The organism is Rhizobium sp. BK176, assembly GCF_024808055.1.
The window spans coordinates 1-18883 of the sequence record NZ_JANUBV010000006.1; the positions used below are offsets into that span (position 1 = coordinate 1).

Genomic DNA, 18883 nt, shown 5'->3' on the forward strand with positions numbered 1-18883 from the left:
GGCGAGCTGAGCCACACGAGACAGAAAGCCCCGCAATCGCGGGGCTTTTTTATGGCCGCTATCGGTAGCCAAAGCCGATAATGACGGCAGCGGCGATTTTGGATTCGACAAGTTCGCCGGCCTGATGTACGCAGTGATTAAACGATTAATCTCCGTATGTCGGAAACCATGCCTCCAACGCGACCTGGACCGAACCTGAGCAGGATTGCGACGTCGCTTGGCGTATCTGTCGCGACGGTTTCCAATGCGCTCTCTGGCAAAGGCCGCGTTTCCGAACAACTGGCAGAGAGGATCAAGGAACATGCCGCCGAACTCGGCTACGTTCCGAGCCAGGCCGGACGCGCGCTTCGTACCGGGCGCAGCGGCGTCCTCGGCCTTGTTCTGCCTGACATCGCCAACCCAATTTTCCCGAAGCTCGCCCAGGCGATCGAATTCGCCGCCACTGCCGCCGGTTACGGCGTGCTCATCGCCGACTCCCGGGGGGACGTCGCCACCCAGACCGAGGCGATCAACCGTTTGGTCGAGCGCGGCGTCGAGGGTATGGTAATCATTCCGCGCCGCGCGACCCGAATTTCCGCCGCCGCCTGCCCGGTCGCCGTCATCGACACAGCCTCCACCCCTGGCAACACCGTGGCTGCCGATCACATGCAGGGCGGCTGGGCGATCGCCAACCATTTGGCCGAGCTTGGACATCGGCGCATCCTCATCATCGGCAACAATCCCGGCTCAAATGTTCAAAACGACCGCGTGGGCGGCATCCGCTCAGGTCTCCGCCCCGGAATGAGTTCGGCAACACTCTGGATCGAGACGCTGGAGCGGCAAAACGGCAGCGGGTGCAGTTTGGGACTCGCTGAGAAAGTGCGCGAGGGCTACACGGCGTTCGCAGCGCTGTCGGATTTGCAGGCCTTGCGAGCCCTCACAGAATTGCAGCGCGACGGCATTGATGTGCCAAGCGTCGCAAGCGTAACCGGCTTCGATGACCTCATCTGGTCACCCGTCATCACCCCATCCCTGACGACGGTGGCGATGGACATGCATACCATCGCAGAGATCGCCATTACGTCATTGCTGCAGACCATACAGACGCGCGGCAGCCGCGAGGGCGTGCTTGTCACGTCTGAGACCGACCGAGTTCCAATGCAACTGATCGTTCGCCAGTCCTCCGGGCCGGCGGACCCGACACGAATATCCTGACAGACGGAGAACAGCTGACATGAAGAATGCCCTCATCGCTTCGGCCGCGCTATTGGCGCTGTCGCCCCTCGCCGCGAAGGCAGAAGAAAAGACGCTTACGATTTCCGTCTATGCCTTTGCTCAGGATGACTTCAAGTCGATCGTCTACGATCCCTTCGAGGCCAAGTGCGGCTGCAAGCTTGTGGTCGAGACTGGCAACAGCGTCGAGCGGCTTGCCAAGATGGAGGCCAACAAGGCGAGCCCCGTTATCGACATGGCCGTCGTCTCCATGGCCGATGCCCTGTCGGCCACCCGCAAGGATCTGATCGACAAGGTCGACACCTCCAAACTCTCCAACTTCGGCAAGCTCTATGACCTCGCCAAGGACCCGAACGGCGACGGCATGAGCGTCGGCTACACCTTCTACGCCACCTCGATCGCCTATCGCTCCGACAAGATGAAGATCGAGTCCTGGGCAGACCTGTTGAAGCCTGAATATGTCGGCCATGTCGCCTTCCCGAACGTCACCACCAACCAGGGCCCTCCGGCGCTGTTCATGCTCGGACAGGCGCTCGGCAGCGACAAGCCGGATCTGAAGACGCCGATCGAGGCGGTCGGCGAGAAGAAGGACGAGATCGTCACCTTCTATGAGAAATCCTCGCAGCTGGTGCAGCTGATGCAGCAGGAAGAAATCTGGGCCGCCCCGATCGGCCGCTTCTCCTGGGCCGGCTTCACCAAGCTCGACGTTCCCGTCGCATGGGCAACGCCTAAGGAAGGCCAGACCGGCGGCATGAACGTGATGGTCGTGACCAAGGGCTCGAAGAACCGTGATCTCGCCCTGCAGTTCATGGACTTCTGGCTCTCCACCGAAATCCAGACGAAGCTTGCTGAAAAGCTCGTCGACAGCCCGGCGAACAAGGAGGTCAAGCTCTCCGAGGAAGCCGCCAACAACCTCACCTACGGCGAAGAAACCGCCAAGAGCCTGAAGCTCATCCCATCAGCAGCCGCGCTCGACAACCGCGATGCCTGGCTGAAGGAATGGAACGAGAAGGTCGGTCAGTAATTTCGAGGCCGGCTCCGGAACCTGCCGGAGCCGGCCCTTCAATCCGTCGAAAGTCGTTTCATGTTTCAGAACCGCGCAGAAGCCTTGGCGCTTGCCCTGCCCGCAGCAGTCTTTGCCGCGCTGGTCTTCCTGCTGCCCGTTGTCGTCCTCCTCTCCGAAGGCTACCGCATCGACGGCAGCTGGACGCTTGGCGCCTATACCGGCTTCTTTTCCGAGCAGCTGAATCGCACCGTCTTTCTGCGGACCTTTCGCCTAGGGCTTGAGGTTACGGCTGTCTCGGCCGTGATCGGCTATGCCGCAGCCTTCGCGATCGTCAACCTGCCACCGAAGGGCAAGGGCCGGATGATCGGCCTCATCACCCTGCCGTTGATGATCTCGCCGGTTGCCCGCACTTATGCCTGGATCGTCATTCTCGGCCGCACCGGCATCGTCAACCAGGCCATCCAGGGCCTCGGCCTCAGCGACGGCCCGCTGCGGCTGCTCTTCACCGAGACCGCCGTCTTCATCGGCCTGCTGCAGCTCTTCCTGCCGCTGATGATCCTGTCCCTGATCAGCGCGCTCGAGAATATGCCGAAGGATGCCATTCCCGCCGCCCGCGTGCTCGGCGCCAACTGGTTCCAGGTATTCTGGAAGGTGATCCTGCCGCTCACCCGCGAAGGCCTCGTCGTCGGCGGCACGCTCGTCTTCACCGGATCGCTGACCGCCTACATCACCCCCGCCGTTCTTGGCGGCTCGAAGGTGCTGATGCTGGAAACGCTGCTCTATCAGCAGGTGTCGGTTGCCAACAACTTCGTCTCGGCAAGCGTCATCGCCTTCATGCTGATCGTCATGAGCTTTGCCGCCAACATCCTGCTCAAGCGCCTTGCCACGGCGAGGAACAAGCGATGACCGCACGCATTCTTTCTCCGCTGGTCCTCGGCCTGTTGCTGATCTTCCTGATCGGCCCGTTCCTGATCATCATCGCCGCATCGCTCTCGGCCGGTGACACGCTGGCCTTCCCGCCACAGGGCCTTTCCCTCAAGTGGGTCGCCAAGGTCTTCACCATCGACAGCTTCCGCGAGAGCTTCGCCATGTCGATGTTCCTTGCCGTCTTCGGTACGCTGACAGCGCTCGTGCTCGGCATCCCCGCTGCCTATGCGCTCTCGCGCTACAAGCTCCCCTTCGGCGAAACCGTCCGTACGATCGTGTCGCTGCCGATCATCGTACCCGGCATCATCGTCGGTCTGGCATTGCTGCGCTACCTCGTCGTGCCTTTCGGCTTCAACATCACGCTGGCCCTGTTCATGGCGCACACGGCGCTCGTGCTGCCCTACGCCGTGCGCGTCGTCTCAGCCAGCCTCAACAACCTGCGCTCGGATATGGAGGAAGCAGCCGTCCTGCTCGGTTCCTCACGCGTCGGCGCCTTCTTCCGCGTCGTCATGCCGAATATCCGTGGCGGCATCCTGGCCGCCTTCATCCTCGGCTTCGTGACCAGCTTCAATCAGGTGCCGGTCTCGCTCTTCCTCTCCGGTCCCGGCGTGCGCACGCTGCCGATCGACATGCTGGGCTACATGGAGACCACTTACGATCCGTCGATCGCGGCGCTCTCCTCGCTGCTCGCCTTCCTTTCCATCGGCATCGTCTTCCTTGCCGAACGCTTCCTGGGATTCTCTCGTTATGTCTGACGCCTATCTCACACTCGACAAGCTGACGCTTGCCTACGGCGATACGGTCGCGGTCAAGGATCTGGATCTTACGATCGCCAAGGGCGAGCTCGTCGCCCTGCTCGGCCCCTCCGGATGCGGCAAGACGACGACGATGCGCTCGATCGCCGGCCTGCTTGCTCCGGCATCCGGCCGCATCACGCTCGATGGAACCGAGATAACCCGCGTCTCCGCCAACAAGCGCAATGTCGGCCTGGTCTTCCAGTCCTACGCGCTGTTCCCGCATCTGACGGTCTACGAGAACGTCGCCTTCGGCCTGCGCCTGAAGGGCATAGGCGGCAAGGATCTCGATACCAAGGTCACATCAGGCATCAAGTCCGTCGGCCTGGCCAAGTTCGCAGACCGAAAGCCTGTCGAACTCTCGGGCGGCCAGCAGCAGCGTGTGGCCCTTGCCCGCTCAATGGTGATGGAGCCGAAGGTTCTGCTGCTCGATGAGCCCCTTTCCAACCTCGACGCCCGCCTGCGCCTTGAAATGCGCGCCGAACTGCAGCGCGTCCAGAAGGAAACCGGCGTCACGATGATCTTCGTCACCCACGACCAGATCGAAGCCCTCGCGCTCGCCGACCGGATCGTGGTGATGCTGAACGGCGGCATCGAGCAGATCGGCACGCCGGAGGAAATCTACAACAAGCCCGTCTCGGCCTTCGTCGCCGATTTCGTCGGCTTCGAAAACGTCTTTGCGCTGGAAAACGGCAAGCTCGCGACATCCACCACATCAGTCGAGCTTTCCGGTCCGGCGCCGCAGGCCGCAAAGGGCCTGGCCTGGCGTCCGCGCATGGTGATCCTTGGTTCAGGTCCTTTCCAAGGCACCGTGCGCGGCACCTCGTTTGCCGGCAACACCCGCGAATACCTGCTCGACACGCCGCTTGGGCCGATCAAGGCCGAGGTCGATGCCGAACTTCCGACGCATGCGATCGGCTCGACGCATGCCTTCGATCTGCCGCTTGCCGCTGCAGCGCCCCTCTCACGTTACAGGTAACATCATGGGCGTCTGGATCGACACCGATATGGGCTTTGACGATATCGCCGCGATCCTCGTGGTGACGCACGCAAAGCTCGACATATCAGGCATCTCGCTCGTCTTCGGCAATACGCCGCTGCCGCAGGTGCGCGTCAACGCATCAGGCGCCGCCAAAGCCTTCGGCTGGACCTTCCCGATCCACAGCGGTCGCGCCATGCCCGTCCTCGGCTCGCTCGAAACCGCGCAGGCGATCCTCGGCGAGACAGGCATTCCGACATCAGGCCAAAGCCTGCCCACCGCCGCACCGCTGGTGGAGAGCGACGCGTTCACCGCCCTCTGCCGCTGGCTGGAGACCGATGGCCCCCATCGAATCCTCGCGCTCGGTCCCTTGACCAATCTCGCTGCCCTCGCATTGGCACGCCCGGACCTCGCCGCCCGCATCACCGAACTGACCTGGATGGGCGGCGGCGTCACGGCGGGCAATCACACGGCGTCCGCCGAGTTCAACGCGCTGGCCGACCCGGAAGCGCTTGCCATCGTTCTCGCCCATAATCTGCCGCTACTCATGGTCGATCTCGATCTTTGCCGTAAGGTTATCGCGACGCCTGACGACGTCGGCCCGGTGCGAGACGCTGGCGGTCACAATGCCGCGTTGCTGGCCGATATGCTCGACGGCTACATCGGCATCGGAACCAGCCGCGGCAGATCGGGAATGGCGATCTACGACCCGTCAGCCGCAGTTGCCTTCGTCGCGCCCGAGATTGTCACGTTCCGTCCGGCGCGCATCGATGCCGAATTGCAGGGCCAGCATACCCGTGGCCGCACCGTGGTCGAGACCCGGGCGACGCATGCAACCTTCAACGCCGAATACGCCATCGGTATCGACGCCGAAAAGGCCCGCGCCTTTATCCTCGGCGCACTGATCGATGAGGCCGGCCGATGAGCGTCACCGAACCGAAAGATCTCAACGATCCCGCACTTCGCGCCCGCGCCGTTGCCGCCGCGCGCGGTGACGCGCCCTTCGATCTGCTGATCTCGGGCGGACGCCTGCTCGATGTCGTCACCGGCCTGACCCGCGACGCCGACATCGGCGTCGTTGGACCGCTGATCGCAAGCGTTCACGCACCAGGTAGCCGCACCGACACTGCCAAGACCGTCGACGCAGCAGGCAGCATCGTTTCGCCCGGTCTCATCGATACGCACATGCATGTCGAAAGCTCGATGGTGACGCCCGCCGCCTATGCGGCAGCCGTCGTTCCGCGCGGCGTGACGACCATTGTCTGGGATCCGCACGAGTTCGGCAACGTGCATGGCCTGGACGGCGTACGCTGGGCAATCGAAGCGTCCCGCTGCCTACCGCTCCGGACCATCGTTCTCGCGCCTTCCTGCGTTCCTTCCGCTCCGGGGCTTGAAGTCGCCGGCGCGGATTTCGACGCATCTGTTATCACCGAAATGCTGCGGTGGCCTGGTGTAGGTGGTGTTGCCGAAGTCATGAACATGCGCGGTGTCATCGACGGCGATCCGCGCATGACCGACATTGTGAATGCCGGCCTCGCATCCGGGAAACTGGTCTGCGGCCATGCCCGTGGGCTCGAGGACGCTGACCTGAATGCTTTCATGGCCGCCGGCGTCACTTCGGATCACGAACTGACCTCCAGCGCCGACCTGCTGCAGAAGCTGGCCGCCGGGCTGACCATCGAGTTGCGCGGCTCGCATGACCATCTGCTGCAGGAATTCGTAACCGCTCTCAACGGTATCGGCCATCTGCCATCGACGGTCACGCTCTGCACCGACGATGTCTTCCCGGACGAACTGAAGGACGGCGGCGGTCTCGACGACGTCATCCGCCGGCTCGTCCGCTATGGGATGAAGCCGGAATGGGCGCTGAGAGCCGCCACCTTCAACGCGGCACAACGACTGAAGCGCTCGGATCTCGGCCTGATCGCTGCCGGTCGCCGCGCGGATCTCGTGCTCTTCAAAGACCTCATTGGCTTCGCCACGAAAGCCGTCATCGCCAATGGCGCAATCGTCTCAACATCGGGTGAAATGGACGCCCACTTGCGCTCGTTCGAGACGCAGGCATTGCAGAACTCGGTCAAGCTGACGTCCCTGACGGAAGATGACTTCAGGGTTCCCGCCACCGGCAAGCGCGTTCGTGTCGCCACGATTGACCGCCCCCGTTTCACCCAGTGGGGCGAGGCGGAAACTGGCGTCGACGGCGGTTTCGTCGTTCCGCCGGCCGGAAGCACCATGATCGCGGTCGCGCATCGGCACGGCAAGGTCGATGGCAGGCCACGCGTCGGCTTCCTCACCGGTTGGGGAGAATGGCGAGGAGCCTTCTGCACGACTGTCTCGCACGACAGCCACAACCTTACCGTCTTCGGCGGCAACGCTCGCGACATGGCAGTCGCCGCCAACGCGGTGATATCAGCGGGCGGCGGCATGGCCGTCGCCAAAGATGGCCAGATCGAAGCGCTTCTGCCGCTGCCGGTGTCGGGCCTCGTGACGGAAGCCCCATTGGCAGAAACGGCGGCGTCCTTCCGAGCGATCCGCAAGGCGATGGAAAAGATCGTTGACTGGAAACCGCCCTACCTAGTTTTCAAGGCATGCTTCGGCGCCACGCTTGCCTGCAACGTCGGCCCGCATCAGACGGATCGAGGGATATCCGACGTTCTGACCGGCGAAGTGCTCGAAAGCCCCGTAATCGAGATTCTCGAGAGCGAATAACCTCAGCATCCGGGCACTGCTGCCCGCCTGCTCAATCTATCAATCGCTCAAACGATCTACAGCGTAGCCTTCAGCTCACGCTCGACCAGAGCCGTCCAGAAGGCCGCGCCATAACCAAGCGCATGGTCATTGAAATCATAGGCGGTGTTGTGGTGCAGGGCGCCATCGACGGCAGGACCGTTCCCGAGCCAGACGTAACATCCCGGCGCATTCTGGCCGAAGAAGGCGAAATCATCGCCTGCCGTCGACGGCGGGAAGCTGGTACGCACCTTGTCCCCGAACACCGCTCCGGCAGCGCCTAACGCACGCGCGGTCGCATCGCTGTCGTTGACCACAGGCGGGATGCGCCGTTCGAACTGGTAATCAACAGCAATGCCGAACATCGCCGCCGTGCCCTTCGCAAGCCGTCCGATCTCTTCCTCGAGTTGGTCGCGGACCTCAGGCGAATAGGCGCGGGCGGTCCCCCCGATTTCGACGATATCGGGGATCACGTTCAACGCCTTGGGATCGCCCGCCTGCAGCGAACAGGCGCTGACGACCGCCGGCTGCAACGGATCGACGACACGTCCGACAATCGTCTGCAACGAGGTCAGGAAGGTGCCGGCTGCCGTGATCGGATCCTTGCCGAGGTGCGGCTTGGCACCATGCGTTCCGGTACCCCGGAAGGTCACACGCCAACTGTCCGAAGACGCCAGTTGCGGCCCTTCGACCACGGCGATCTCATCAACGGCGAGGCCAGGCATGTTGTGAAGGCCATAGACGGCATCACATGGGAAGTGCTTAAACAAGCCGTCCTCGACCATCTTGCGCGCCCCGCCTCTGCCCTCCTCGGCTGGCTGGAAGATGAAATGCACGGTTCCGGAAAACGCGCGCGTTGCCGCCAGATGCCGTGCCGCGCCGAGCAGCATGGTCGTATGTCCGTCATGCCCGCAGGCATGCATCTTGCCCGCAAATTTGGATTTATACGGGCGATCCGCGGTCTCCGGCATTGCAAGCGCATCCATATCGGCACGCAGCCCGATCGTGCGCGTCCCGCTGCCGACCTGCAACGTACCGACAACGCCGGTGCGGCCTAGGCCCAGATGAACCTTGATGCCCGCCTCTTCCAATAGCTGCGCGACGATGCCGCTCGTGCGCTCCTCCTCGAAGCCAAGTTCGGGATGCGCGTGCAGATCGCGACGCAGCGAGGTCAAGAATGGCAGATCGTTCTCGATCCGGGCGGGAATGGGCATGTGCCGGACGTCCTGTAAAAGCGCGCAGGCGTCAAAACTGCGCCATGGTGGTCCCTCTTATTCAGCAAATACCCCGGAAATTCAACCTCTTCGATGCTCTCGCCGCAGCCGATGGCCCGGATCCATGCGACGATCTAGGAGCGACGCTTGACAGTGCGCGGAGGTGAATGGCCTAATCGCTGCAACGCGAAAGGCCAGCAATGAGCGACGATCAAACCCCGACTGACAGCAAGCTCACGACGTCGAAGCGCCGCTGGGCAGCAGAAGGAAAGTTCCTCACCGGCCGCATCAGCCGCCCGCAAGCCGAGCGACTGCCACCCGGCCAGCATCTCGTCAAGAATTGGCCGGTCCTTGATCTGGGTCAGCAGCCAATCATCTCGACGGATACGTGGCGCCTTGAAGTCCGGGGGCTTGTCGAAACGCCGCTTGATCTTTCCTGGGCCGCCTTCCACGCGCTGGAGCAAAGCGTCAAGGTCACCGACATTCACTGCGTGACGACGTGGTCGCGCTATGACAACAAGTGGAAGGGCGTGTCGACCCGTGATCTGCTCGATCAGGCGATGCCAAAGCCGGAAGCCTCCTATGTGATGCTGACGAGCTATGACGGTTACACGACGAACCTGCCGCTCGCGGATTTCGCCGCCGAGGATGCGATCCTGGCAACATCCTGGGAAGGCGTGCCTCTGACGCGTGACCATGGCGGCCCAATGCGGCTCGTGGTTCCGCACCTCTATTTCTGGAAGAGCGCGAAGTGGCTGCGTCGTATCGAGCTGCTGCCGGCCGACGCCGCGGGTTTCTGGGAACAGAACGGCTATCATATGCATGGCGACCCGTGGCGGGAGCAGCGCTATTCTGGGGATTGATACCAGTAGCGATTGCTACTCCGCGCGGGACGACAGGACAGCGCCTCTCGCTTGCTCGCTATAGTTTCGCGAGACGCCCTCTCGGGGCCTCCTCAAACCGACAAGTAAGACCCGCATAGCGGGCAATTGGCGCGAACCGAAATTCACCCCAGAATAGAGATTGGAAGTAATGCATTTTCAAATTAATGCCTTATGACAATTTGAATGCTGTCACTATTGAACCTGCACCCATTTTAGGTTGTTGTTGCATGCCGATTCCAGATATCGCGTATGAGTTGATGAACAAGCACACCTCATTTCACACTGTCACGCAGAAACTGCTGGACGCGTGGCTGCATACCACGCCGCAGCCGCCTGCTGCGCCGGAAGACATCTATCGCGACGTTGTGGATCTCCTAACGATCAGAATGAGGATGACACTTGTGGTTCTCGATGGAGAGGATCCGCTGCAATGGTATCTCAAGGTCGTACGCTCCTCTGGCTTCAGCTCACGCCTGCTGAACATCAATAAGCTGTTCGCTGATCAACGCATCGGCGAGTTCAAGGACCGTACGTACATGGAAACGGCTGTCATCCCGCGCTATCGTGAGGTGATTGCGACGCAGAAACCGTCGATGGAACTGGTCAAAACGAGGGTCCTGGGCGTCAATCTCGGATATGAGCGACTGATCCTTCCCCAAAAGACAATGGCGCGGCGCCCGTCCTGGCTGCTGACAGTTTCGAACGGGCGGTTCATGTTCAACCCGCCTCAGCAGCAGGCTCGCATGGATGCGACCGACGAAGCGGTGATCCAGCTTTTGACCGAAGGGGCTACGGCCAAGGAGATCGCGGCTGATCTCGGTATTTCGCATCGAACCGTCGAACATCGGCTGGAGCGCATGAAAGAGCGCTACGGCGCGAAGAACACCGTGCACCTTACGGCGATGCTGGTTGCAACGCACTTCGACCGCGATGTCGAGAAAAGTTAGGGTGCGATCCGTCGAAGCAGGCGCCGCCCGCCATAGACCGCAGCCAGCAGCGCCGCCGCAAGCGCCGTCAACGTCGCCAGACTAGCGGGATGCAGCGGAACAGCGCTCCAGGAGGGACGAACGATATCTGCAGTGTTGAACGCCTCTCCGCTAAACTCGCAGGTGATCAACGCCAAGCCGCGCAGCACCATGCCGGCATCGATTGCCGAGACGATGGCCTCGGCTTCGACAGCCTCGCCGCCCATGCTCCGCATCGATAGCAGCACGGCCTTCGTTGCCGCGAGATAGGCGTGCGAGCATTCGTTGAACGGGCTGGCCTCGTCGGTCACCCCACCAGGCATTTTGCCCCACAAACAGTAGGCATGCTGGATTTGGGCGTAGTTCAGCACACGCCGGAATGGCTCTGTCGTGTCCGTCGCGCGGGCCGCGAGACCGATGATCCGATCGCGATACTCGGCGAACATGATCATTTCGCCATGTGAGATTTCGGCAATCGCAATGCCGGTATGAGGTCCGCTGCCGCTGCGCTGGTGTGCTTCCGCAACCGAGCAAAACTGTAGCAACGCGAGCAGGGACAAAAGGAAAATTGAGTGCCGAAAGATCATCGTTTGAATGAGGCTCCGGATCGCTCCGGAGCCCCTCCGATCAATGGAAGGCCGGCGCGTGAGCGCGCAGCTTTGCAACGGCGCCAAGCTTGCGCTCGGCGAGCGCACCGAAGGCCACACCGAGGACGCTCCACAAGATCAGGTGCATGCCGATCGAGGTCGTACGGAAACGCCAAAGGACCGCCGCCGAATAGTCTTCCGGCACCTCGTTGATCGGCGGGAGCAGATACTGCACGACACCGATGAAGACGACATAGGCGAGACCTGCTGAGATTCCTGCGTTCCAGGCACCGAACCGTGGAGTGAGACGGCGTGCAAACGCAATTGCGGCAACGAGCGCGGCGATCGAAACGACGATCATCAGGAAGAACAGCTCAGTCCTGACGCCGATCGTATCCGGATTGCCGACCGCCGGCGGATTGGCCGGGTATTTGATATTCGGCACGATAACAACGGAGACGAAGGCCGCAACCGCGATGACTGCCGACGTTCCACGTGCCCCGAGACCACTGAAGCGGCCTTGGACAAAGGCAAAAACCAGTGCGAACAGCCCACCGACAGCGATGCTGTAAGCCATCACGCCGGTGAAGAGACCAATGCCGGCCTGCATGGCGCGGCTGACGATCTCGGGTTCGGCCGTTTCGCCGGCTGCCTGCGCTGCGGCTTCCTCGAACGCAATCGCTTGGTCTACCAGCGGCTCACCGAAGGTGTGGGCAAAGGCAAACACGAGGATGCCAGCGATCAGGCCCGCGAGCATCCCGCGAAGCAAAAGATTTCCAACCATGTTCGGAACTCCCTTAGTGGCAGGGGAAGCCGAGAAGATGCCGGCCGTCATGCACGAACTCGTGCACGTACATACCGTTGAAAAGCGCCATCGCGCCCTCTTCGGTGCCGACGAAATAGATGGCGATGAGCATCAGCAGACCGCCGAAGATCGCCCAGGGCAAAAGCTCACCAACCGGAATCGGAGCGGGTATGGCGACGGGCGCAAAAGTAGAGTCAGACATGTATTCCTCCTGGAATGACGCGTTCAGTCGAGAATTGTTGCGTGGCAGGGTCTGACTTCCAGTCCGAGGTATCCTCATCCTGATCACAGTGGCGCGACCGCACCGGAATTTCACCGGTTTCCAAACCCACAACATAACCGTTATATCTGCGGCTTCGAGCCTGTCAACGAAACTTCATAGAGCGGCAGGTCCCCTTCCCCGTTATCCGGAGACGATCAACGTGATGACGCGCCTCACCTGGATCTGCCATGGTTCGACAGCCGCCAATCGCGAGGCGCGGTTCCCGCAGGACGAACCGCTGAACGACAAGGCAATCATTGCGACGAAGGCAATCGTCCCTCGGCTCCGGCGTGCCGATAGCGTGGTTGCCAGCCCGGCATTGCGCGCCCGGCAGACGGCCGAGGCGCTTGGCCTACAACCGGAATTTTCCGAGGCGCTCGCCGATTGTGACTTTGGCCGCTGGGCAGGACGCTCGATTGCGGAGATCCAGCAGGCGGAACCGGAAAATCTGGCGGTTTGGATGGCGCGACCGGAAGAAGCGCCGCACGGTGGCGAGGCAATCGCCGCCGTGTGCATGCGTGTAAACACCTGGATGAGCGAGCGCCTGCAGGCCGGTGGCCATAGCGTCGCCATCACTCATGCCGCGGTCATCAGGGCAGCAATCATCAACACGCTACAAGCTCCGGTGTCCTCCTTCTGGATCGCCGATATCGAACCTCTCGCTATTGTCCACATGACCAGCAATGGCAGCCGGTGGTCGCTGCGCGTGGAAGGCCCGGCAACCTAATTTTCTGAGCATTAATTTAGATCAGCCTTACGCAAGCGAACCATGCCATAGCTTTCCGACCCGACACAGTCGGGCCGTGTTCCTTGCCCCAAGGAGGACCAAATGCCTTATGATTGGAGCGGCGCGCAGATCCGGCGCACGCGCCTGCTACGCACGACTGCCGCCGTCACACTGCTCTTGCTCATCATTGGCGCATCCCTATTGATCCGTTGAGAGCGACAGGCGGGCGGTGGTACCGCTCGCCTTTCGAGCCGACCTCCTCTCACGGTAGGCGCAGATACCAAGAATTCGCCCTTTGGTTTCAACAAACGCTTCAGACTTCAATGATACACCGGCGCTCGGGTGGAGATGGAGTGAAGCATGCCGGTATTCTTCCAGAGCAGAGCCGGAAGGCAATGCCTGTTGGTCATGGCGTTGGGAGTAACGCTGTGGCTTGTCGGCGCGATCCTGGAATTGGATAACTGGCTCGTCGCCTTCGTCGGCGCTTACGAGAATTATGGTGCGGACAAACTCGTCCTCGCGCTCGGCATCGGCGGCGCGATGAGCTTCGTCTATTCGATCCTGCGCATCGTCGACCTTCGCAAGGAGATGGAGTTGCGGGCCAGCGCCCAGGCCAAGGCCGACTGGACGGCAACCCACGATCACCTCACCAAGCTTCCCAATCGCTATGCCTTCGAGCGTAAAGTCCTTCCGCGAAGGACGAAGACCGATGTCGAGGGCGACGAATGGGAGCAGAATGTTACAATCTTCTCCGTCGACCTTGATGGCTTCAAGAAGGTCAATGACCTTGTCGGCCACAATGGCGGCGATGCGCTGCTGATCGAAGTGGCAAAGCGCATCTGCGCGATCGGCAACGCTGATTGCGTCTACCGTTTTGGCGGTGACGAGTTCGTCGTCGTCGCGCTCGGCCTCTCCCCGCGGCACGAGGAGCGCTTCGCGTGCCTGCTTATCCAGGCCGTAACGCGCCCCATCAATATCAATGGCTTTGCCGTCGAAGTCGGCGCCAGTGTGGGTTATGATCGCTGGCAACAGGGTCGGGAGCCGTTGGAGGACGCCGCCCACCGTGCCGACCTCGCCATGTACGAGGCGAAGTCACGCGGCCCCAATCAGAACATGGCGTTTGAAGCCTCGATGCAGGATAAGGTGGCAAAACGCGCTACTCTGGAATCGAAGCTCCGGATTGCGATCCAAAAGAAGGCTATCCGGCCGTTCTATCAGCCGCTGATCGATCTCAAGACCGGCACGGTCTGCGGCTTCGAGGCGCTGGCGCGCTGGACGGATGAAGATGGCGTTGCCATTCCGCCGCCGGTCTTCATCAGCATTGCCGAAGAAACCGGCATGATCACCGAGCTCTTCGAGGATCTTCTTGCGCATGCCTGCCGCGATGCCTTGGCTTGGGATGATCACGTCATGCTGTCGTTCAACGTCTCTCCGGTACAGATGGAGGACAAGCTGCTAGCCTCGCGCATCTTCAAGGTGCTCTCGGCAAACGGCCTGCCGCCACGCCGCCTGGAGATCGAGATCACCGAGAATGCGCTGATCCAGGATCCGGCGGTTGCCGCCATCATTCTGGATGAACTCCACGACGCCGGCGTGCAGATCGCCCTGGACGATTTCGGCACGGGCTATTCCAGCCTCGCCCAACTCGCCCGATACCGGTTCGACAAGATCAAGATCGACAAGAGCTTCATTGCGACCTACCGCGATGACGAGCGCCAGGAGAAGATCATTCGCGCCATGCTTGGCCTCGGTCGCAGCCTCAACATACAGACGACCGCCGAAGGCATCGAGGAGCATCGCCAACTCGGTCACCTGCTTCAGCTCGGCTGCGATGTTGGCCAGGGCTATCTCTTCGGAAAACCCATGCCCGCCGAAGACACACACTCCTTCATCTTCGATCGCGATGTGACGCTGGCGAACGGATGAGCGCCGCGCAACGTACGCCACATCCGTACTGCTAGCATTCCCGCACATCAGAAATTCGTGATGGAACCTTCTCGGATAGGGCGGCGTTAGCGCCTTGGTCCTGTGGGCGGACATTTCCACTGAAAGTGTAATGCATGCCGCATGGCCACGATTATCGATCGGGGCTGGCCTTGGTCGGCGTGTAACTTGAGTGGACCCTTGTCATAGGAGAGGGATTTATCATGTATTTCCGTATAGTTGGCGTCTCCGCAGCTATGATTGCTCTCGCGGGAACCGCATCCGCCGCGGACCTTGTCAGCGAACCGCCGGCGGCCCCGGTTGCCGAAGCGGCGCCTGCATTCACCTGGAACGGCTTTTATCTAGGCCTGCAGGGTGGCGGCGCGTGGGGCAACGGTGACTTCTCCGGTATCGGCGACGCCAACCTCAACGGCGGCCTTGTCACCGGCTTTGCCGGATATAACTGGCAACTCGACAACAACATCGTCCTCGGTGTCGAAGGCGACGCTTCCTACAATTGGGACGAGGAAACGGTCGGCGGCAATGAATACAAGTTCGACACGACAGGCTCCGTTCGCGCCCGCGTCGGTTACGCTCTCGATCACGCGCTGTTTTATGTCGCTGCCGGCTGGACCGGCGCCAGGGGCCACGTAAGCACCCCTGTTGGCGATGATGATGCGACGTTCTCCGGCTGGACCGTTGGAGCCGGTCTCGACTATGCCTTCACCAACAATATCTTCGGGCGGGTCGAATATCGCTACAACGACTATGGCAGCAAGGACCTTCGCGGCGTCGATACCGACTTCAACCAAAACGTCGTGACCGTCGGCGTTGGCTACAAATTCTGAGAGCGCCGGCCCAAGCAAGTGGCAGGAAATGACAAAGCCCGGGCGAATGCCCGGGCTCTGACTTGACAGCGGTCGCCGTAAACGGCAGTCCGTTCGTAGTCTAGTGGTTTCCACCGCGGCTGCCATCACCCTGGCCGCCGCCGACTTAGCCGCCGCCACCCTGGCTGTTGCCACCCTGGTTGCCGCCACGCCGCGCGCTATTCTTGGGGCGTGATCCTCCGTTGCCTAGCCACCCGCATACCTACACGACCCCAAAGGAGCTAGTGGACCGACGGGTCTTCGTCTTCCAGAAATGTCTTGATCCCCTCACGGGCGACCGTGGCCAGAAACTCGTCGAAAGCCTCGCGATCGGTCGCGAAGGGCTCTTCCCATTCGATGAGATCCTCGTGCTGGGTCACCACCTCCATCTTCCAGTCGCCGTTCGAGCCGGCCGGGCGGAAGATATCGACGAGTACGGTCACACCATCCTCGGTAAACTCGCCGGCGAGCTCGGAATGTTCCAGTTTCGGTTTCTTTGCCATTCTCAAACCCGATCTGTGTTGCGCGCTGCTATCGTGCATATCGTGGCCGAATGAGAAAGGCGTACGGCCGAAGTTTATTGAAGGTTCCACGGAAGAATATGCGGTGCTTTACACAGGCGGGTGCGAGCCGGGCTATACAGCGATCAAACCCCGGTCAATCAACGCACGCAAATTCTCAAGCTTCGACCTTTGGTCCCTTTTGCGTGGAAATGCGCGGCCTGGACATGCGGCCGTGGCTTCGTAGCTGAAGGTAATTCTGAGTGCCGTCGTCGCTTTTGCTGAGAGCCTCAGTTCCATGATCGGGAGAGAAGCTCAGGCGTTGCCTCCGAAGAGCTAAGCTTCTCTCCCTCTGGCATTCGAGATTTCGTCCTGTACAGGATGCTCGGTCCCCGCTGCGCCCTGTGTAAGCCGCACCGTTCGGTTTGCCATGAGGTCACATTAGCGACCTCCAAAATAATTGAAATAGATTTCTGAATGTCTCCGGGAGCACTATGTGAGCTGCAACTCTCGGGACTTTGGTCCAACTATCCAATCGAGCCTAGACGACGTAATCGTGCGCTGTCCAAACCCATGGACACCGGAATGCTCCGGATTGCCCCCGCGGGCGCACCGGAGTATTCTGGACCCCAATCCCTATTTTTCTTCGACCGAAATTCCTTTTTCACCAATAGAAATGTCCACGCCCGAGGGCTTGCTCTGCTCGCGATAAATGTAGACCCCCAGGCCCACCACGACGACGAGCAAAGCACCGATAATTAGGAAGAGACCGTTACGACTATTCATGCCAACTCCTTGTTTGCGGACCCTTTGAGATAGGCGGAAACATCCGCTTGGCAACCGCGTTGCGGCCAAGGCTGCCTCCCGGTGACATCATTAGTTCATACACCGTTGGCACCATGGGCTGCCCGCGTATGGTGATCCGACTGCGCGTATGCGGTGATAGCGTGCTGATAACCGTCATACGAAGGAGAATGCCAATGAACCGCGCTCTCATGGCTGCAGCGGTCGCTGCACTCTTTGGTCTTTCGAACTTTGCGCCTGCTGCGGCGGCGTCATCGGCTGCGAAGAAAGGCACCCCAACAGCAGTGAGCAAGCAAACGACTGGATCCACCACACCGATGACCAATCGGTTTCTGACTCCCCGAATGATGGATCGCAAGCGCCCGATGAATCCGGTTTGCGACCAAGGCTTCAAACCGGGCGCCCCTTCGAGCTGTCACTACTGACTGTCAAATCCACCCTGATGAAGAGAGCCCACAGCCCCAAGAGGGATTAGCTTTACCATGGGCAGCAAGGTGCGTGCATAGCTGTTACCGGATATCCATCGTCTCAATATCCACGACGATCCGCCGCCGCAACATCAGCGCCGCACCCTTCGTCATGAAGGTTCCGAGGCAGATTGACGGCGTCTGGCTGCGCGATATCGGCAGAATGAATTGACCGATGCCGTTAGAGAGGCGGAACCGCGACCGTAGGGCCGAGGATCGAAGCCGTCACCAACAGCACGCAGGTAAGACCGACCAACACCGTAATGCTTAGACCGACGAATTGCTTCTTACTCATGCTTTAGAGATGGGACGATCCATAGTGCTCTACCAGTGCGGCTTCTCGTCACGCTCGATCGCCTGGTTCGGGCCGCGTCACCGGAGGGTAACCAGCCGCAGACCGATCAATTGCGCGAAATCGGGCTCTTGCGGCCGCGCGAGCAGACCGCACTGCCACTAAGACCAGGCAAATAACGATGGCGCCCTGTTTAGTCTGAAAATGAGGCCTAGGGCGACTTTCGCTCCGACCTAAGTCGAACAAATCGTTCGACTTTCGAAAGACGGCAAGGAGCCATTGATACTGTAGCCTTCCAAACGTCCTCATACCCTAGGACACAGTGCATCCCGGATATTGCGGACTGATCCCTCCACAGTATCCGGGAACCGCCTTTTTGACTGCGAGTAGATATCCTTGATCTGGCCTGCTGTCCTGCGCATCCTGCAAGTCAGAGGGAGAAACAGTCGTGAACGACAAACCCGCCTTTCTCGCATTCCGGTACTCTGATGGTACCTGGACTGTCATGATTGTCAGCGAGGACACAATCTCTGAGGTTCAAGATATGACGGCCGCCAAGCTAATCGAGATAATCGAGAGTTTGGAAATCATGAACGAAGCGGAAGAGAAAGACTGGTGGGATGTCTTCCACTAAGAAGACGCGAGTTGCCGTTAAGTGCCTGTCGGAAGAAGAGTGTTACAGTTCCGCACCACTACCATCGGTAGGAAGGCGCCGCCGTTGTCGTCCAACCGACCGACAACAAGCAAGCACTACTAAGTCGGATTAACGGCTACTGTCCAAGTTGGCTGATACGGAGCCGTCGTTGATAAGGATGGTAGCGGAGGAGGGATTTGAACCCCCGACACAAGGATTATGATTCCTCTGCTCTGACCTACTGAGCTACTCCGCCACTGGTCAACGGTGCCGTTCGCGTTGCGGCGGCCCGTGGGATGAGCGGCTTA

Annotated in this window: 19 protein-coding genes, 1 tRNA gene and 1 riboswitch; of the genes, 13 read left to right on the forward strand and 7 right to left on the reverse strand. The window is 60.7% G+C overall.

Features of this window, described 5'->3' with window-relative positions:
* Nucleotides 1-168: 168 nt before the first annotated feature.
* From FHT76_RS19050 to FHT76_RS19080, 7 genes are read left to right on the forward strand one after another with little or no spacing between them, the layout of a single operon-like run.
* On the forward strand, nucleotides 169-1194 hold the full coding sequence (locus FHT76_RS19050) for a LacI family DNA-binding transcriptional regulator (RefSeq protein WP_183862041.1): 1026 nt from the start codon (nucleotides 169-171) through the stop codon (nucleotides 1192-1194).
* Nucleotides 1195-1213: 19 nt separating this feature from the next.
* Nucleotides 1214-2236, forward strand: coding sequence for an ABC transporter substrate-binding protein (locus tag FHT76_RS19055; protein ID WP_183862043.1), 1023 nt, complete (start codon nucleotides 1214-1216; stop codon nucleotides 2234-2236).
* A 60-nt stretch (nucleotides 2237-2296) separates the two neighbouring features.
* Complete coding sequence (locus FHT76_RS19060; RefSeq protein WP_183862045.1) at nucleotides 2297-3124, forward strand: ABC transporter permease; 828 nt, start codon at nucleotides 2297-2299, stop codon at nucleotides 3122-3124.
* Nucleotides 3121-3900, forward strand: coding sequence for an ABC transporter permease (locus FHT76_RS19065; RefSeq protein WP_018859249.1), 780 nt, complete (start codon nucleotides 3121-3123; stop codon nucleotides 3898-3900). Before FHT76_RS19060 ends, FHT76_RS19065 begins: the two co-directional genes overlap by 4 nt.
* Nucleotides 3893-4918, forward strand: a complete 1026-nt coding sequence (locus tag FHT76_RS19070) for an ABC transporter ATP-binding protein (RefSeq protein ID WP_183862047.1) — start codon at nucleotides 3893-3895, stop codon at nucleotides 4916-4918. The genes FHT76_RS19065 and FHT76_RS19070 overlap by 8 nt, the downstream gene beginning before the upstream one ends.
* Before the next feature lie 4 nt (nucleotides 4919-4922).
* Entirely contained in the window at nucleotides 4923-5843 is a 921-nt protein-coding gene (locus FHT76_RS19075) for a nucleoside hydrolase (RefSeq protein WP_183862049.1), read from the forward strand.
* The gene (locus FHT76_RS19080; protein ID WP_183862051.1) at nucleotides 5840-7627 is read left to right on the forward strand and encodes an adenine deaminase; all 1788 of its coding nucleotides are present in this window, start codon (nucleotides 5840-5842) and stop codon (nucleotides 7625-7627) included. Before FHT76_RS19075 ends, FHT76_RS19080 begins: the two co-directional genes overlap by 4 nt.
* A gap of 56 nt (nucleotides 7628-7683) precedes the next feature.
* Here the strand turns inward: FHT76_RS19080 and FHT76_RS19085 are convergent, their stop codons facing one another.
* Nucleotides 7684-8859, reverse strand: a complete 1176-nt coding sequence (locus FHT76_RS19085) for a M20 aminoacylase family protein (RefSeq protein WP_183862053.1) — start codon at nucleotides 8857-8859, stop codon at nucleotides 7684-7686.
* A gap of 200 nt (nucleotides 8860-9059) precedes the next feature.
* Between FHT76_RS19085 and FHT76_RS19090 the strand changes: the two genes are divergently transcribed.
* Both FHT76_RS19090 and FHT76_RS19095 read left to right on the forward strand, forming a co-directional pair.
* Nucleotides 9060-9722, forward strand: coding sequence for a sulfite oxidase-like oxidoreductase (locus FHT76_RS19090; RefSeq protein WP_183862055.1), 663 nt, complete (start codon nucleotides 9060-9062; stop codon nucleotides 9720-9722).
* Between the two features lie 185 nt (nucleotides 9723-9907).
* On the forward strand, nucleotides 9908-10690 hold the full coding sequence (locus FHT76_RS19095; RefSeq protein WP_246712604.1) for a helix-turn-helix transcriptional regulator: 783 nt from the start codon (nucleotides 9908-9910) through the stop codon (nucleotides 10688-10690).
* Here the strand turns inward: FHT76_RS19095 and FHT76_RS19100 are convergent.
* From FHT76_RS19100 to FHT76_RS19110, 3 genes are read right to left on the reverse strand one after another with little or no spacing between them, the layout of a single operon-like run.
* Entirely contained in the window at nucleotides 10687-11295 is a 609-nt protein-coding gene (locus FHT76_RS19100; protein WP_183862057.1) for a hypothetical protein, read from the reverse strand. The genes FHT76_RS19095 and FHT76_RS19100 overlap by 4 nt on opposite strands.
* A gap of 40 nt (nucleotides 11296-11335) precedes the next feature.
* Nucleotides 11336-12079, reverse strand: a complete 744-nt coding sequence (locus tag FHT76_RS19105; RefSeq protein ID WP_183862059.1) for a CbtA family protein — start codon at nucleotides 12077-12079, stop codon at nucleotides 11336-11338.
* A 13-nt stretch (nucleotides 12080-12092) separates the two neighbouring features.
* Nucleotides 12093-12302 (reverse strand): CbtB-domain containing protein, encoded by a 210-nt coding sequence (locus FHT76_RS19110; protein ID WP_183862061.1) that lies wholly within the window; start codon nucleotides 12300-12302, stop codon nucleotides 12093-12095.
* A 28-nt stretch (nucleotides 12303-12330) separates the two neighbouring features.
* A riboswitch (cobalamin riboswitch) is annotated at nucleotides 12331-12482 on the reverse strand.
* Nucleotides 12483-12525: 43 nt separating this feature from the next.
* Between FHT76_RS19110 and FHT76_RS19115 the strand changes: the two genes are divergently transcribed.
* The 3 genes from FHT76_RS19115 (at nucleotide 12526) to FHT76_RS19125 (ending at nucleotide 15860) form a co-directional block, all read left to right on the forward strand.
* Nucleotides 12526-13089 carry a histidine phosphatase family protein gene (locus FHT76_RS19115; RefSeq protein ID WP_210296686.1) on the forward strand — a complete coding sequence of 188 codons (564 nt, stop codon included), beginning with the start codon at nucleotides 12526-12528 and terminating at the stop codon, nucleotides 13087-13089.
* A 360-nt stretch (nucleotides 13090-13449) separates the two neighbouring features.
* Nucleotides 13450-15015: a bifunctional diguanylate cyclase/phosphodiesterase gene (locus FHT76_RS19120; RefSeq protein WP_183862065.1), complete on the forward strand. Its 1566-nt coding sequence runs from the start codon at nucleotides 13450-13452 to the stop codon at nucleotides 15013-15015.
* Between the two features lie 221 nt (nucleotides 15016-15236).
* Nucleotides 15237-15860, forward strand: coding sequence for an outer membrane protein (locus FHT76_RS19125; protein WP_183862067.1), 624 nt, complete (start codon nucleotides 15237-15239; stop codon nucleotides 15858-15860).
* Between the two features lie 260 nt (nucleotides 15861-16120).
* Here FHT76_RS19125 and FHT76_RS19130 read toward each other — a convergent pair whose 3' ends face one another.
* On the reverse strand, nucleotides 16121-16381 hold the full coding sequence (locus FHT76_RS19130; RefSeq protein WP_016557240.1) for a hypothetical protein: 261 nt from the start codon (nucleotides 16379-16381) through the stop codon (nucleotides 16121-16123).
* 633 nt (nucleotides 16382-17014) lie between these two features.
* Entirely contained in the window at nucleotides 17015-17164 is a 150-nt protein-coding gene (locus tag FHT76_RS19135; RefSeq protein WP_183755687.1) for a hypothetical protein, read from the reverse strand.
* A 1225-nt stretch (nucleotides 17165-18389) separates the two neighbouring features.
* Between FHT76_RS19135 and FHT76_RS19140 the strand changes: the two genes are divergently transcribed.
* The gene (locus tag FHT76_RS19140) at nucleotides 18390-18575 is read left to right on the forward strand and encodes a hypothetical protein (RefSeq protein WP_183755689.1); all 186 of its coding nucleotides are present in this window, start codon (nucleotides 18390-18392) and stop codon (nucleotides 18573-18575) included.
* Between the two features lie 179 nt (nucleotides 18576-18754).
* Here FHT76_RS19140 and FHT76_RS19145 read toward each other — a convergent pair.
* Nucleotides 18755-18831 (reverse strand) — tRNA-Met (locus FHT76_RS19145).
* Nucleotides 18832-18883 lie beyond the last annotated feature (52 nt).